We start from the raw sequence: 14,931 nt of genomic DNA on the forward strand, positions 1-14,931 counted from the left end.
GAACGTCGTCGGTTCAGAGGATCTCCGCGGGGTCGATGAGCCTCTTGGCGATGGCCACCGCGCCGAGCTGGAAACGGCTGGTCGTGCCGAGACGCTCGGTCAGCCGGTCCGAGAGCCGGCGGATGGTGCGCAGGGAGACCTCCATCCGGCGGGCGGCCGAGGCGTCGGTGTGTCCCTGCGCCCACAGCTTCAGGATGTGCACCTCCCGCGGCGACAGCTTGTCGCCGCGGCGCGGCCGGCAGTCTCCCAGCGGCTCGGCCTCCGCCCACAGCTTCGAGAACAGCGTGACGAACGAGTGCACGACGGCCTCGGAGCTGACGACGAGCGCGCCGTCCATCCCGGTGAGGTTGCTGACGGAGACGACCGCGTAGCGCCGGTCGAAGACCCGCACCCGGGCGGGCAGGGTCGGCAGCGTACGGACGTCCGCGCCCGCCCCCATCTCCCACCGCAGGCACGCCATGGCGGGCCGGTCGTTGCGCACGCTGTCCAAGACGATCGACCGCGACTCGATCCCGCGGGCCAGCACGTCCTCGTCGACGGTGCGGGCGTCGTCGAACGCCGGCGACTGGCCGGGCCGCAGCGACAGGTACTCCTCCTGGCACTCGGCGGCCAGCCGGGCCGTACGCGCCCGTACCTCGGGAGCCCCGACGATCCACTCGACCCCGGCGGGGTCCTGGGGCCGGCGCTGGCTGCAGGTCGCCAGCAGGCGCGCGGCCGTCAGCCGGCTGTCCTCCACCTGCTGCTGGTGCCGTGCCAGCTCGGCCTGCTGGCGGGCCAGCAGGGCGGCCAGGCCGGTCTCCGGCTCGACCGCGGTCCAGCCGTCGTCGCCCGCGCCGCAGGCGACCAGTTCCAGCCGGGCGAGGTGTTCGAGGGCGAACTGCACGGTCACCTCGCTGAGCGCCATGAGCTCGGCGAGCTTCTCCGTGCTGACGCCCGGATTCTCAAGAACGCTCTGGTAGACCGACTCGGCGGTCGCGTCGAGTTCGAGGTTCGGTCTTCCGTCGTAGGACCATGCGCTGAACGACTCGGGACCCATCGGGCGCGATAGCAACTCAGGCAACACGGACATTTTTGGCGCCTTTCTCTTGCTCTTGATCCGTGAGGGAAGCCGGGGCGTCGGGCGCCGCCGGTGTCCCGCGCAGCTCCGACCACTCGGGCCGCAGCCCGGGGACGACGGTGGCGACCAGGTAGCAGGCGCCGACGATGATCATGGCGCCGGTCAGCCCCGACACCGCGATGGCCGCCGCGGCGAACAGGCCGCCGAAGGGGATGCCGGCCCAGGCCAGCCCGTTGGTGAGCGTCCGTACCCGGCCGAGCAGCCGCGTCGGGATGCGGTCGAAGCTGACGGCGGCGAGGATCGGGTTGACGAACCCCGAGCCGAGACCGCCGACGGCGAAGACCGCCAGCACGACCCACAGCGGGATGCTGAGGGCCAGGGCCGCGAAGCGCGGGACCCCGCCGATCACGAAGCCGACGAGGTAGACGGCGTGGCGGGGCAGCCGGCTGCCGAACGTCGCGGCGGCGAGCGAGGCCACGATCGAGGTGGCCGCGAAGACGCTGACCACCAGGCCGACCGTCTCGGCTCCGTATCCCGCGTGCCGGGCCCACGACGGCAGCAGCACCGACATGAACGCCTGGTCGAGCAGGTTGGTCACGACCAGCATCCCGGCGATGGCGCACAGCAGGCCGTCCCCGCGGAGGAACGCGGCGCCCTGCCGGAGCTGGGCGAAGTACCCGGTCACCTCCGTGGTGGAGGGCTCGACGGGCTCGGGTTCCGGGTCGGAGAGCGTGGTCGCCACGACCAGCGCGGCCGCCCCGAACAGAGCCGCGGAGAGCCACAGCGCCTGGGCGCCGCCGAACATGGCCACCAGGAACCCGGCGCCGGTCGGCCCGGCCACCGTCGCGGTGCGTTCGATCGTCGTGACCAGCCCGGTGCCGCGCTCGATGGGCGCGCGGGCCGCCCGCGTGACCGAGGGGATGAAGACCGCCTTGGCGGTGATCGCCGGCCCGTCGGCGGTGCCCGTCAGCGCCATGAGCGCCATCAGCACCCACAGGTGCAGCGCGCCGGCCTCGTACAGCAGGGGCGCGGTCACCATGGCGGCCATCGAGACCAGGTCGCCGGCGATGGCGATGCGGCGGGGGCCGATCCGGTCGATGAGCGGCCCGGCGAGCGCCTGCGAGATGACGTACGGGGTGATCTGGCAGAAGGCGATGAGACCGGTCTTGGCCGCGCTCCCGGTCGTCGTGAGCACGAACCACGGCACCGCGATGGACAACAGGCGGTTCGCCGAGAGGGCGGCGAAGTCCGCGCCGAGCAGCCCGTACAGGCCGCGCAACGAGCGTGGTCGATCCGTGCCGTCACCGTGGTCCATAGGATTCCTCCTCAGGTCATGCGCTCAAGGGCTGAGAAGAACGCTGCCCGGCGTGGCGGCCCCTCGGTAGGGAAGGAACCGCACGGGTCGGCCGCCGCTGTTGCTGCGCGTTTGTCTCTGCCGCGGTCCCGGGCCCGGCGGGCACGCTTGCCAGACCGCCACCTCCGGCGGCCAGCGCAGAAGGGAACCGCCGATGACCGACTCCGTCGAAGAGGGCGTCCACCGCGTCGTGCGCAACGACGACGACCAGTACTCGACCTGGCCGGCGGACCAGGAGCCACCGCCCGGCTGGCACGCCGAGGGCACCGAGGGCTCGCACCTCGAATGCCTCGACCACATCGGGGTGGTGTGGACCGACATGCGGCCCGCCGGCCTGCGCCGCGACATGAGCCGAACGATCCTGCGATAAGCCATGCTGATACTCGGAAACGCTGACGTCCGGCGACTGCTCGACGGCCAGCACACGCAGATAGTCGCCGCGGTACGCCACGCGTACCTGGAGCACGCACGCGGCGAGACGACCGTGCCGGAATCGGTGTTCCTGCGCTTCCCGCACAACGCCCGCGACCGCATCATCACCCTCCCGGCCTACCTCGGCGGCGACGAACCGGTCGTCGGGGTGAAGTGGATCGCCTCGTTCCCCGGGAACGTGGCGGCCGGCAGGGAACGCGCGTCGGCCGTGATCGTCCTGAACTCGCCGGCCACCGGTCAGCCGCTGTGCATGATGGAGGGCTCGGTGGTCTCCTCCCGGCGTACGGCCGCGAGCGCCGCCCTCGCGTCGGCGACCCTGCCGGGCGCCGAGCCCGTCGAGGGGGTCTCGGTGATCGGGTGCGGCGTCATCAACGCCGAGATCCTGAGATTTCTCAGGGCCGTGCATCCGGAGCTGCGCAGGGTCACCATCTTCGACCTCGACGCGGAGCGGGCGCAGGCGTTCGCACGGCGCTGCGCGGCGGAGCTGAAGGTGACGGCGTCGGTGGTGGCGGACGCGGACGAGGCACTCGCCGCACACCCGCTGGTCAGTCTCGCGACGACGGCCGCCACCCCGCACATCGACCTGCACGCCTGCCGTCCCGGGACGCTGGTCCTGCACGTCTCACTGCGGGACGTCACGATCGGCGGGGTGCTGGACGCGGTGAACATCGTCGACGACCGCGACCACGTCCTGCGCGCCGCGACCTCGGTGCACCTGGCCGAGCAGCACGTCGGCCACCGCGGGTTCATCCAGGCCACCATCGGGGACCTGCTGCAGAAGGGCCCGACGCATCCGCGCGACGCGCAGCGCGTGACACTGTTCTCCCCGTTCGGGCTGGGGGTGCTCGATCTCGCGGTCGCGGACATGGTGCTGCGCACCGCCCGCGAACAGGGACTCGGCGTGGACCTGCCGGACTTCCTGCCCGCATGAACGCGGGCCGCCCGGGTGCGCGAAGGGCCGCCCGGGCGGCCCGCCAGCCGGGGGAGTGTCTAGACCAGGCCTTTGCGGACCGCGCGCGCCACGGCGTGGGCGCGGTTGCGGACCTGCAGGCGGGCGGTCAGGTCGTAGATGACGTTCTTGACCGTGTGCTCCGAGCAGCAGAGCACCTCGGCGATGTCGGCGTTCCCGAGGCCGTCGGCCATCAGCGCGAGCACCGCGCTCTGCCGGACCGTCAGCGACGGTGCCGGGCCGGCCGGGCGCGGGCGTGCCGGCGCCGGAGACGGTGTGCCGAGCAGCCGGACCAGCACCTCGTGGGGCATGCGGCCGTCGCCGTCGTGCGCCGACCGTACCGCCGCGCCGAGCTGCGCCGACGTCGCGTCGGCGGCGCGCAGCATGGTGCGGACGCCCGCGCGTACGGCCCGCCGTACGCCGGGCGGGGAGAACGTGTCGGCGACGAGCAGCAGCGACCGCTCGCCGGACAGGCAGGTCACCGGCGACGCCTCCAGCGCCTCGTCCACCGTGGCGGCCGCGGCGATGACGACCGTGTCCGCGGACCCGTCGGGCTCGGCGGCCAGCGCGAAGCCGCACGGCCGGAGCAGCGAGAGCACCCGGGTCTGCGCCGCCGCGTCGCTGGCGTTGACGTGCACGCGGGGGCGCGCGGCCGCCCCGTTCACAGCAGTCCCGTCCGGAGCGCGTACGCCACGGCGTGCGCGCGGTTGCGCAGCCGGAAGCGGTGCGTGATGTCGTGCACCACGCCGACGACCGTACGCGCCGAGTAGCAGAGCTCGCGTGCGATCTCATCGGTCTCGCGGCCGTCCGCGATGAGCGCGAGAACGGCGTGCTCACGTTTGCTCAGGCCCGCGCCCGGCCACTGGCTCCGGGAGGCCGGGCCCTCCTCATGGTCGAGCAGCAGGCTGAGCATGTCCGGCGGAACGGTGCAGTCGCCGCACGCCGCGGCGGACACCGCGCGTCCCAGCCGCTCCGCGTCGGCCTCGCAGCGGCGTACGAGCCCACGCGCGCCCGTCGCGATCGCGTGCAGCGCCTCGGCGGGGGTGAAGTCCGTGGCGATCAGCACCACCTCGGGCCGGTCGGCCAGGCCCCGCTGCGCGTGCAGCAGGTCGAAGACCTGATCCCCGATCCCGTCGACGACGACGACCGAGACCTCGGCCGCCTCCTGCGGCGGCACGACGACGACGTCGGGGCTGCCGAGCAACGCGCTCGTCGCACCCGCCTGAAGCATGGGATCCAGCGCGACGACGCTGACCCGCACCGGGTCACCCATCGGACCTCCTCGGCCGTACATGAAAACCTTTCGGTACTTAACATGCGCCATGAGGGGGCCCGTCCGAATGGGGTCCGATCCCCCAGATTCTCCGCGCGGCCCCCACCCGGCCGCATACCAGCGCGTTGTCCCAGCGTGCGCCGTGGTGATCGCCGCGCCGTGACACCCCAGGCCACCGGCCGACTACCCACCGCGTACGGGGGACTGGGTAGGCGCGGGAGAAACTTGGGTGCCGTCTACCCATTCCCGCGAACCGGGGCTGTGGCAACTTCACTGGTATGACGCAACCGGCGAGACAAGGCGAGCGCACCGCCGCTCGGCTGCCCGGCCCCGACTGGTGGGTACGGGCGCTGGCGCGGCATGAGCGGCCGGACACCGCGGCACCGGACGCCGGCCTCGCCCGCCCGGCCTGGTGCGACTTCGCCGAGCAGGCGGTCGCGGCGGCCCTGCCGCCCGAGAAGCTGCCGGACACGGACGCGTGGGACGAGGCGTTCGCCGTCCCGTTCCGGCCCTTCCTCGCCCTGGTGCGCGACCGGCTCACCACCGCCGCCGGGCCTCTCACCCCGGACGCCGTCGACGTCCCGGCCATGACGCAGGCGTTCACCGACATACTCGGCCGCGACCTCGCCGGGATCGCCCTGCGCACCCTGATGGCGGAGCTGAGCGCGGCCCGCGCGGACGGACGGCTGAGCGGGGCCGACGACCGGGAGCGGTTCGCGGACTTCCTGCGCGGCCGGTGCACCTCCGCCGGGCTGGCCGCGCTCTTCGCGGAGTACCCGGTGCTGGCCCGGATGCTGGCCACCGCCGCGATGTCGGCCGCAGAGGCGGGCGCCGAGCTGCTGGCCCGCCTCACCGCCGACCGCGCGGCCCTGGTCGAGACCCTCCTCGAGGGCGTCGACCCGGGGCCGGTCACCGCGATCGAGCCCGGACTCGGCGACACGCACCAGCAGGGCCGATCGGTCGGCCTCGTCCGCTTCGCCGACGGCCGCACCGTGGTCTACAAGCCGCGCAGCCTCGCCGCGCACGAGCGGTTCGGCGCGATCGTCGGCTGGTTCAACCAGCGGCTCTTCGACTGCGAGCTGCGCACCGCCCGTACGCTCGCCCGGCCGGGGTACGGCTGGGTGGAGTTCGTCGAGGCGCTGCCGCTGCGGAGCCCCGAGGACGCGCGGCGCTTCTACCGGCGCGCCGGCGCGCTGCTCGCCGTCCTGCACGTCCTGCACGCGACCGACATGCACTGCGAGAACCTCATCGCCTCCGGCGACCAGCCGGTGCTGATCGACGTCGAGACCGTCCTCCACCCCGACCTGCCCCGGCCGGACACGGTGACCATCGCCGACCCGGCCGCCCACGCGCTGGCCGTCTCGGTGCAGCGCACCGCGCTCCTGCCGTACGTCACCGTCGGGGAGAACGGCCTGCTCGACCAGTCGGGCATGGGCGGCGACCCGGGGACGACCTGCCCCGAGAGCGCCCTGGACTGGGAACCGCCGGCCAGCGCCGCGTCGCGCCTCGTCCGGCGGCCGGTGCCCTACGTCGGCGCCCGCAATCGCCCCGGCCTCGACGGGCGGCTCCTGGAGCCGGCCGACTACCAGTTCGAGGTGCTGGAGGGCTTCCGGCGCGGGTACGACGCGGCCGTACGGAACCGGGCGGAGCTCGTCCGGTTCCTCGAGGCCCTCTCCGAGGTCCAGACCCGCGTCGTCGTACGGCCGAGCCGGGGTTACGAGCACCTGATGGACGAGTCCACCGCCCCCGGCCTGCTGCGGGACGCACTCGACCGGGACGAGGCACTGGACCTGCTCGACGACGCGTCGCGCCGCCACCACCTGTGGCAGCGGCTGGCGCCGCACGAGCGCACCGCGCTGTGGGCCGGCGACATCCCGCTGATCAGCGGCCGGCCGGCCACCCGTGACCTGTGGACCTGCACCGGAGCGCACCTGCCCGGGCTGCTGGAGCGCTCCGGCCTGGAGTGCGCGCTGGAGAAGCTCGCGGCGATGGGGGAGATCGACCGGGGCGAGCAGGAGTGGCTGATCCGCGCCAGCCTGGCCGCCCGCCGGCCGGTCGAGGGCCACCGCAGCACCCGCCCGGGCACCGGGAGGAGCCGGGCGAACGCCGACCCCGGCCGGCTGCTGGCCACCGCGGCCGGGCTGGCCGACGAGATCGTCGCGCGCAGCGAGACCCTGCGCGAGGAGGACGACGGGGACCGGATCAACTGGCTCGGCCTGCAGCTCGTCGACGAGGAGCGCTGGATGGTGCTCCCGATGGGCGCCAGCCTGGGCGACGGCTACCTCGGGGTGGCGCTGTTCCTCGCCCAGCTCACGCAGCTCACCGGCATCTCCCGGTACGGCGAGGCGGCGCGGCGGGCGCTGGGCCCGGTCCCGGAGCTGCTGGAGACCCTCGCCGGCCGGCCCGACCTGCTCGGCGCGATCGGCTGCGGCAGCGGCGCGGGGCTCGGCGGGATGAGCTACGCGCTGGCCCGCCTGGCCACTCTGCTCGGCGACCGCGAGCTCCGCGACTGGGCCGAGACGAGCGTCGGACTGACCGCCCGCGCCGTCGAGGTGAACGGGCCGGCCGGGCCGCACGGCTGGATGTACGGCACCGCCGGATGCCTGGCCGCCATGACCGCCGTGCACCGCGAGATCGGCTCCCGGGCCGCCGGGAGCCTCGCCGTCGTGTGCGCCGACCTCCTCGCGGACCTCATCGAGCGCGCCGAGCGGCGCGGAGAGCCCGTTGAGGACCTGCCCGGCTTCGCCGCCGGCGCCGCCGGGATGGGCTGGGCGCTCCACCGGTTCGCCGCGGACGCGCCGGAGTCACGCCACTTCGAGGCGGCCGGCCGCGCGCTGCGGCGGGCCGCCGGTGAGACCGACTTCGGAGACGGCTGGTGCTGCGGCACCGCGGGCCGGCTCATCGCCCGCGCCTGCCTGACCGGCGAGGGCGAGGCGGCCGAGACCGAGACCGAGATCGCCCTGCGCGCGCTGGCCGAGCGGCCGGTGCTCGGCGACCTCAGCCTCTGCCACGGCGAACTCGGCATCGCCGACGCCGCCCTCGTCCTGACCGCCATCGACCCCGGCCGGGCCTGGCGCCGCCGCGCCGAACTCATTCTCGACGCGGTCCAGCGGCACGGCCCCACCTGCGCGACGCCCGGCGGAATCGTAACCCCCGGATTGTTGCATGGCCTCGCAGGCATCGGGTACGGGCTGCTGCGAATCGGGTTCGCCCCTACCATTCCGTCCCTGTTGCTCCTCGAACCCACTCCGCCGACCAGCACTCCGATCTCCGGCCGGCGCCCCGCGGCGCCCGGCCGGCGAGAGAGCACCACCTTCACGACCGCAGGATGAACGCACCCCGAGGAAAGGCTGAGAAAGTGACGATCAAGTCCGAAACCCAGACCGACCCCCGCGACGGCGCACAGGAATCCACCCCCGAGAACACTCCCCGGCTGCGTCGGCCCGCAGGGCAGTTCGGCCTGCGGATGGCGGTGCTCGCCGGCGTCATCGTGGCGAGTGGCGGGACGACGACCGGCCTGGGCAGCGCGGTGAACACCGTCGCCGGTCCGGCGGACACCACCTGCTGCGGCGGCAGCAACTCGTCCATCAGCAGAACGGTTTGACCCCGCCGCCGGACGCCGATGGGCATCGACGGTCCGGTGGCCGAGGATGAGCGGCGTGGCGTGGCACCTGGTTTCTCCGCACAACCGGGTGCCGCCCGCCCTTTCCACTCTCGTATCCGTCTTCGCGGAGCCGTTTTCGCGGCGACCCTGTACGCACTTGCGGCGCGACATCCCGCGTCACCGTCTAAACCCTTACTCCGGTCGCGCGTCCGTCCGATGGATAAAGGCCGTCGAATCAGGATCCCAGACGCTAACTCGGCGATTGAGCGCGTGCGGCCGAGAATTGCGGAAGCCGGGCCGTAGACGAATTTGACGTGGCTTACTAACTTAAAGATCGTGCTTCGCATACCGGCTGTCGTTTGTCGTGACGACGAACTCCGCACGATCGAGCAGGCGCTGGCCGGAGCGAGAGCGGGCCAGGGTGGTGCTCTGTTCGTCGTCGGCGAGGGCGGGATCGGCAAGTCGCGGCTGTCCGCGGCGGCCGCCGACCTCGGCTCGGCGGCCGACATGTGCACCCTCCGCGGCAGGGCCAGCCCGATCGGCCCGACCGCGCCGTTCCGCCTGCTGACCGAGGCGCTGATGTCCCTGCAGCGGTCCGGTGAGCCGCTCGACGTCACCGAGCTCGGCCCCTACCGCCCGGTCCTCGCCCGGCTGGTGCCCGACTGGGGCGCCCCGGCGCCCGCGCAGGAGGCCGGGTCGCTGGTGATCCTCGCCGAGGCGGTGCTGCGGCTGACCGCCCTCGCCGGACGTGAGCGCGGCTGCCTGATGATCCTCGATGACCTGCAGAACTCCGACGCCGAGAGCCTCGCCGTCGTCGACTACCTCGTCGAGAACCTCGCCGGGCAGCCCGCGATGCTGCTCGGCGCGGCCTCCAGCGACCCGTGCCCGGCCCTCGACCTGGCCCGCTCGGCCGCGCAGCGCGGCTCCGCCGGCCTGCTCGAACTCCGCCGGCTCGACCGCGACGAGATACGCCGGCTCGCCGGGTCCTACCTGGAGTGCGACGCGCCCGAGGTCCCGGAGGAACTGGCCGAGCAACTGTGGGCCGACAGCGGCGGCGTCCCGCTGATGGTCGAGGAGATGCTCGGCGCGATGCTGCACGACGGCCTCGTGGCGCGCGACCGCGACGGTGGGGGCTGGCACATCACCGGCAAGCTCCACACCAGGGTGACCGGTTCGCTCACCCGCACCATGGCCGCGCGGCTCGACAAGATCGGGCCGCAGGGCCGGGACCTGCTGTCGGTCGCGGCGATCCTGGGCCCGCGGTTCCCGGTGTCGGTGCTGCAGGCGGCCACCGGCCTGGGCTACCGCGAGCTGCTCCGGCAACTGCACGCCGAACTGACCGCCGAGGTCGTCGTCCCCGACGACGAGACCCCCGACTGGTACGCCTTCCAGCACCCGCTCGTCGTCGAGGCGCTGCTCACCCTGCTGACCCCGGACGAGCGGAGCGAGTACGCCCGGCGCGTCGCCGACGCGATGGAGTCCGTGTTCGAGGGACTGCCGGGCGACTGGTGCCAGGCGTCGGCCGCCCTGCGGCTGCAGGCGGGCGACACCGCCGCCGCCGGACGGCTGTTCACGGAGGCGGGCCGCAGGGCGCTGGCCGAGGGCGCGGCCGACACGGCGGTCAACCTGCTGGACAGGGCCCTCGAACAACTCGACACGGGTACCGACGCGCAGGCGCGGGCCGACGCGCTCTCCTCGCTGCTCCTGGCGCTCGCCGAGGCGGGACTGGTGGAGCGGGCGGTCACCGCGGCCGCCGAGCTCGATGAGTTCACCGGCCTGCTCGACCGCGACGCACGCGCCAAGCTCCACACCCGCCTGGCGTGGGCCGCCGCGGTGGCCGGCCGGTCCGACGACGGGCTCGCCCAGGTGGAGATCGCGCGCCGCCTCCTGGGCCCGGACGCCACCGACCGCGACACCGCGCCGGTCGACGTCGTCGCCGCGCACCTCATGCTCGACCTGCCCGGGCCGGACCAGGTGCGCCTGGCCGAGAGTCTCGCGCGGCGCGCGGCCGACGTGGCCGAGAGCGCCGAACTCCCGATGGTCGCGTGCCAGGCGTGGCAGCTGCTGGGGGCGCTGAGCCGCCGGCGCGACCCGCAGGAGGCGACGGCGTGCCTCGAACACGCGCGGAGCCTCGCCGTCCAGTACGAACTGCCCATCGAGGAGATTCACGCGCTCATCCGGCTCGGCAACGACGAGGCGCTGCGCGACGGTGTCATCGGCCGGCTGGAGCACGTACGGCAGGAGGCGTCCGACGCCGGTGCGGTGACGGCCCGGTTTCAGGCCGAGACCTGTCTCATCCTCCAGTCGATCCTGTTCGGCGACTTCGAGGACGCCGGCCGCCTGCTCGACCAGGTGCTGGAGTCGACCGCGCGCCTGCGGCTCATGGAGACGCTCCGGTACGGTCTGCTGCTGCGGGTCATCCTGGCCGCGCACCAGGGGCGGCGGCGCGAGATGGACCTCGCCTTCACCGAGCTGCGCCGCGAGACGCCCGAGCACGCGCAGCTCACGCCGCGCGAGCACGGCCTGGCGCGGGCCTGGTGCGCCCTGCTGGAGGAGGACCGTGAGCTGGCGCTCGAAGAACAGGGCCGCGCGATGGCCGCCGAGGAGGACAGTCCCAGCGTATTCCCGCTGACCGGCCGCTACGGCATGCGCCTGCTCCTGCAGGCCCTCGACGGAAAGCTGGACTGGCCGGAGTACGAGGCGACGGTCGCGGCCCCGGCCAGCCGGCTGCGCTGGGACCGGCAGTTCGCGCTGTTCGCGAGCGCGGTCCTCTACGGCCGCGCGGGCCGCGGCGACGACGCCGCGGAGGCGGTCGAGCAGGCGGTCCAGGCCGGCGAGCCGTACGCCACGGGCCGCAACCTGGGGCTGCGCCTGGTGGCCGAGGCGGCGATCGCCGACGACTGGGGCAACCCGGTCGAGTGGCTGCGGGGCGCCGAGGAGTACTTCCACTCCTGCGGGGTGAGCGCGGTGGCCGGCGCGTGCCGGGCGCTGATGCGCCAGGCCGGCGTCCGCGTCACCCAGCGCCGCCCCGGCTTCGACGAGATCCCCTCCACCCTGCGGGCGGTGGGCGTCACCGTGCGCGAGTACGAGGTCTTCCAGCTGCTGGCGCGGCGCCTCGGAAACCGGGAGATCGCGACGCGGCTGCACCTGTCGCCGCGCACCGTCGAGAAGCACGTCGCGTCCCTGCTCGCCAAGACGGGCCTGCCCAAGCGGACCGCCCTCAGCGACCTGGCGGAGCGGACGCTGCTGTCCTGACCTTCCCTGATGAGGGCGTTGACGCGCGATCAAGGGTGAAGCTACATTCGCACCGAATGAACGTTGATTCATTCGTGGTGGAGATCCATTCACCTGAGAGGTGGTGGCCGTGGCCGCCCGCGGAGAGGCGCGCAACGCCGAGGAGGCGGTTCGCGCGGTCCGCACGGAGTGGCGGACCCGGCAGCTCCTCCGCGCCGCCGCCCGGCTGATGGAGCGGGAGGGCTTCCACGGGGTCTCCATGCAGGCGCTCGCCGACGAGGCGGAGGTCAGCGTCGGCCTGATCTACCGCTACTTCGGCGGCAAGGAGGACGTCCTCCTCGCCGTGATCGTCGACGTGCTGAACGCCTTCGGCGAGCGCGTCCCCCAGGCGATCGCCGCTGCGGGCGACGACCCCGTCGAGCGGATCACCGCGGGGTTCCGCGCGTACTGCGAGGTGATCAACGATCACCGGCACGCCGCGGTCCTCACCTACAGGGAGAGCAAGACGCTCGGCGAGGCGGGCCGGGAGCAGATCAAGCGGCTGGAGGTCCAGACCGGCGAACCGCTCCGTACGGCGATCCGGGAGGCGATGGAGTCCGGCGCCCTGGTCGGCACGGACCCGGATCTTCTCGCGTACGACCTGCTCCTGCTGGCGCACGCGTGGGCGCTCAAACACTGGTACTTCGAGCGCACGCTCGACTTCGACGGCTACGTCGCCCGGCAGGCCGCCCTGGTGCTACGCGGTGCGATCGCCCCGCGCCGCCGCGCGCGGTACCGCCACCTGCTCGAACCGGCCGTCACCTCTGAGGAAAGGCACATCGAATGACCGGATACGAGGACATCCGTTACGAGGTCGAGGACACGACCGCGATCGTCACCATCGACCGCCCGCACCGTTACAACGCGTTCCGCGGGCGTACGGTCGAGGAACTGATCTCGGCGTTCCGCGCCGCCTGGGCGGACAGCCGCGTCCGCGTCGTGATCCTCACCGCCGTGGGCGAGAAGGCCTTCTGCACCGGCGGCGACGTGAAGCAGCGGGCCGAGACCGGCGACTACGGCCCGACCGAGAGCGGCCTGTTCGAGATCGACTACCTGCACCGGCTGATCCGCGACGTGCCCAAACCGGTGATCGCGGCGGTCAACGGGCTGGCGATCGGCGGCGGGCACGTCCTCCACGTCCTGTGCGACCTCACGATCGCCAGCGCGACCGCGCGGTTCGGCCAGGCGGGGCCGAGGGTCGCCTCCTTCGACGGCGGGTTCGGCACCACGTACCTCGCCCGCGTCGTCGGCGAGAAGCGCGCGCGGGAGATCTGGTACCTGTGCCGCCAGTACGACGCCGAGACCGCGGAGCGCTGGGGGCTGGTCAACGCGGTGGTGCCGCCGGAGGAACTGCTGGACGAGGCCAAGCGCTGGGCCGCGGAGATCGCCGAGAAGAGCCCGACCGCGATCCGGTTCCTCAAGCACTCGTTCAACACCGACACCGAGCACCAGGCGGGCCTGGCGAACATGGCCACGGCAGCGCTGGGCCTGCTGGTCGACTCGGAGGAGGGGCGCGAGGGCGCGGCGGCCTTCGCCGAGAAGCGCCGTCCCGACTTCGGCCGGTTCGCCTAGCCTCGTGGACTTCGCCGTCGGTCCGGAGCACGACCACTACCGCCGAGGGGCACCTCGTTCGGCACTACGCCGCCGACGACCGGGCCGCGCGGATGCGCCCGGAGCTTCCCGCCCAGCCGGCCGGGACGGGGCTGACCGATCGGCACCTTCCAGAGGCTTGTCGTTCCCGCTGGTAGAGCAGGCGACCTCCCTCGGGGCCGCCCGGCACCTCTGCTACGAGGCCTCTCCGGCGCAAGGACAACGAACATGGTCAAAGTGGCGGGCGCCCAAGCCGGCCACCGAGGTCGTTCACCAGGCGCTGCCGGCCTTCGGCCGCACCGGTTACGCGACCGAGAGCCCGCAGGGGCAGCGGCTGCGTGACGTGGTCGGGCTCGAGATCGGCGACCATACCGCCCGGATCGCCAGGCTCGTGGTGGCCCGCCGCCTCCTCGGCCGTGAGTACGCCCCCTGACCAAAGGAGTCCTTCATGACGATCGCAGTGGTCACCGGCGCGGGGTCGGGCATCGGCCGGGCCGTCGCGCTGGGCCTGGCCGAGACCGGCGCACGGGTGGTCGCGGCCGACCTGGACCTGGCGGCGGCCGAGGTGACGGCCGCCGAGGCATCCGGATCGGTCACCGCCCACCCGGTGGACGTCGCCGATCCGGACGCGGTAGAGGCGCTCCGCGACGCGGTGTGCGGCGGCGTGGGCGCGCCCGACGTCCTCGTCAACGCGGCCGGCTGGGACATCACCGCCCCGTTTCTCGACACCGATGCGGACTTCGCCCGCAAGGTCGTCGACATCAACTACCTCGGGCCGGTCCACCTGTGCCGCGCCTTCCTCCCGCCGATGATCGAGGCTGGCGGCGGCGGCCGGGTCGTGAACATCGCGAGCGACGCGGGCCGGGTCGGCAGCTCGGGGGAGAGCGTGTACGCCGGGGCCAAGGGCGGCGTCATCGCGCTCAGCAAGTCGCTGGCCCGCGAGATGGCGCGGTACCGGATCAGGGTCAACTGCGTGTGCCCGGGGCCGACGGACACACCGCTGTTCCGCTCGTTGCCGGACGATCTGCAGGCCGCGCTGATCAAGGCGATCCCGTTCCGCCGGCCGGCCCGGCCGGAGGAGGTCGCCGCGGCGGTGCTGTTCTTCGCCTCCGACGCGGCGTCCTTCATCACCGGCCAGGTGCTCAGCGTCAGCGGCGGCCTCACGATGGCCGGCTGACCCTCGCGACGAGGAGGCCAGCGCCCATGACCGAGCGAAGCGAGAGCACGGCCGCTCCGGCCCCATGACCTACATCCGGCGGCGTACCGGCGGCTCTTCGAGCGCGAGTTCACCCGCCTGGCCGGCCTCCGCCACAACGTGCACCGGTACGCCGGGAGGGCGGCCGTGCACGCTCTGGACCGACCCGGCACGAGGACCTCTACTACGGGGGTCGCCGCCGTG

At 73.4% G+C, this 14,931-nt stretch carries 13 protein-coding genes; 9 read left to right on the plus strand and 4 right to left on the minus strand.

Features of this window, described 5'->3' with window-relative positions; all coding sequences use genetic code 11:
* Window positions 1–13 precede the first annotated feature (13 nt).
* The gene (locus QWU11_RS27920; protein ID WP_290117409.1) at window positions 14–1,036 is read right to left on the minus strand and encodes a LuxR C-terminal-related transcriptional regulator; all 1,023 of its coding nucleotides are present in this window, start codon (window positions 1,034–1,036) and stop codon (window positions 14–16) included.
* A 16-nt stretch (window positions 1,037–1,052) separates the two neighbouring features.
* The gene (locus QWU11_RS27925) at window positions 1,053–2,372 is read right to left on the minus strand and encodes an MFS transporter (protein WP_290117410.1); all 1,320 of its coding nucleotides are present in this window, start codon (window positions 2,370–2,372) and stop codon (window positions 1,053–1,055) included.
* Between the two features lie 193 nt (window positions 2,373–2,565).
* Between QWU11_RS27925 and QWU11_RS27930 the strand changes: the two genes are divergently transcribed.
* Window positions 2,566–2,781: an MbtH family NRPS accessory protein gene (locus QWU11_RS27930; RefSeq protein ID WP_290117411.1), complete on the plus strand. Its 216-nt coding sequence runs from the start codon at window positions 2,566–2,568 to the stop codon at window positions 2,779–2,781.
* 3 nt (window positions 2,782–2,784) lie between these two features.
* Window positions 2,785–3,774, plus strand: coding sequence for a 2,3-diaminopropionate biosynthesis protein SbnB (gene sbnB, locus QWU11_RS27935; protein ID WP_290117412.1), 990 nt, complete (start codon window positions 2,785–2,787; stop codon window positions 3,772–3,774).
* Between the two features lie 59 nt (window positions 3,775–3,833).
* Here the strand turns inward: sbnB and QWU11_RS27940 are convergent, their stop codons facing one another.
* Window positions 3,834–4,457, minus strand: a complete 624-nt coding sequence (locus QWU11_RS27940; protein WP_290117413.1) for a LuxR C-terminal-related transcriptional regulator — start codon at window positions 4,455–4,457, stop codon at window positions 3,834–3,836.
* On the minus strand, window positions 4,454–5,065 hold the full coding sequence (locus QWU11_RS27945; RefSeq protein WP_290117414.1) for a LuxR C-terminal-related transcriptional regulator: 612 nt from the start codon (window positions 5,063–5,065) through the stop codon (window positions 4,454–4,456). The genes QWU11_RS27940 and QWU11_RS27945 overlap by 4 nt, the downstream gene beginning before the upstream one ends.
* 278 nt (window positions 5,066–5,343) lie before the next feature.
* On the opposite strand from QWU11_RS27945, the gene QWU11_RS27950 reads away from it, so the two are divergent.
* From QWU11_RS27950 to QWU11_RS27980, 7 genes are all read left to right on the plus strand, one after another.
* Entirely contained in the window at window positions 5,344–8,397 is a 3,054-nt protein-coding gene (locus tag QWU11_RS27950) for a type 2 lanthipeptide synthetase LanM family protein (protein WP_290117415.1), read from the plus strand.
* Window positions 8,398–8,423: 26 nt separating this feature from the next.
* Window positions 8,424–8,669: a hypothetical protein gene (locus QWU11_RS27955; protein WP_290117416.1), complete on the plus strand. Its 246-nt coding sequence runs from the start codon at window positions 8,424–8,426 to the stop codon at window positions 8,667–8,669.
* Between the two features lie 336 nt (window positions 8,670–9,005).
* Window positions 9,006–11,924: a LuxR family transcriptional regulator gene (locus QWU11_RS27960; RefSeq protein WP_290117417.1), complete on the plus strand. Its 2,919-nt coding sequence runs from the start codon at window positions 9,006–9,008 to the stop codon at window positions 11,922–11,924.
* 109 nt (window positions 11,925–12,033) lie between these two features.
* Window positions 12,034–12,729 carry a TetR/AcrR family transcriptional regulator gene (locus tag QWU11_RS27965; RefSeq protein WP_290117418.1) on the plus strand — a complete coding sequence of 232 codons (696 nt, stop codon included), beginning with the start codon at window positions 12,034–12,036 and terminating at the stop codon, window positions 12,727–12,729.
* The gene (locus tag QWU11_RS27970) at window positions 12,726–13,514 is read left to right on the plus strand and encodes an enoyl-CoA hydratase-related protein (protein ID WP_290117419.1); all 789 of its coding nucleotides are present in this window, start codon (window positions 12,726–12,728) and stop codon (window positions 13,512–13,514) included. Before QWU11_RS27965 ends, QWU11_RS27970 begins: the two co-directional genes overlap by 4 nt.
* Before the next feature lie 157 nt (window positions 13,515–13,671).
* Window positions 13,672–13,965, plus strand: coding sequence for an acyl-CoA dehydrogenase family protein (locus tag QWU11_RS27975; protein WP_290117420.1), 294 nt, complete (start codon window positions 13,672–13,674; stop codon window positions 13,963–13,965).
* Between the two features lie 15 nt (window positions 13,966–13,980).
* Window positions 13,981–14,709 (plus strand): SDR family NAD(P)-dependent oxidoreductase, encoded by a 729-nt coding sequence (locus tag QWU11_RS27980; protein ID WP_290117421.1) that lies wholly within the window; start codon window positions 13,981–13,983, stop codon window positions 14,707–14,709.
* Window positions 14,710–14,931 lie beyond the last annotated feature (222 nt).

It is taken from the genome of Actinomadura sp. DC4 (assembly GCF_030406325.1).
In the GTDB taxonomy this organism is placed as follows: Bacteria; Actinomycetota; Actinomycetes; order Streptosporangiales; family Streptosporangiaceae; genus Actinoallomurus.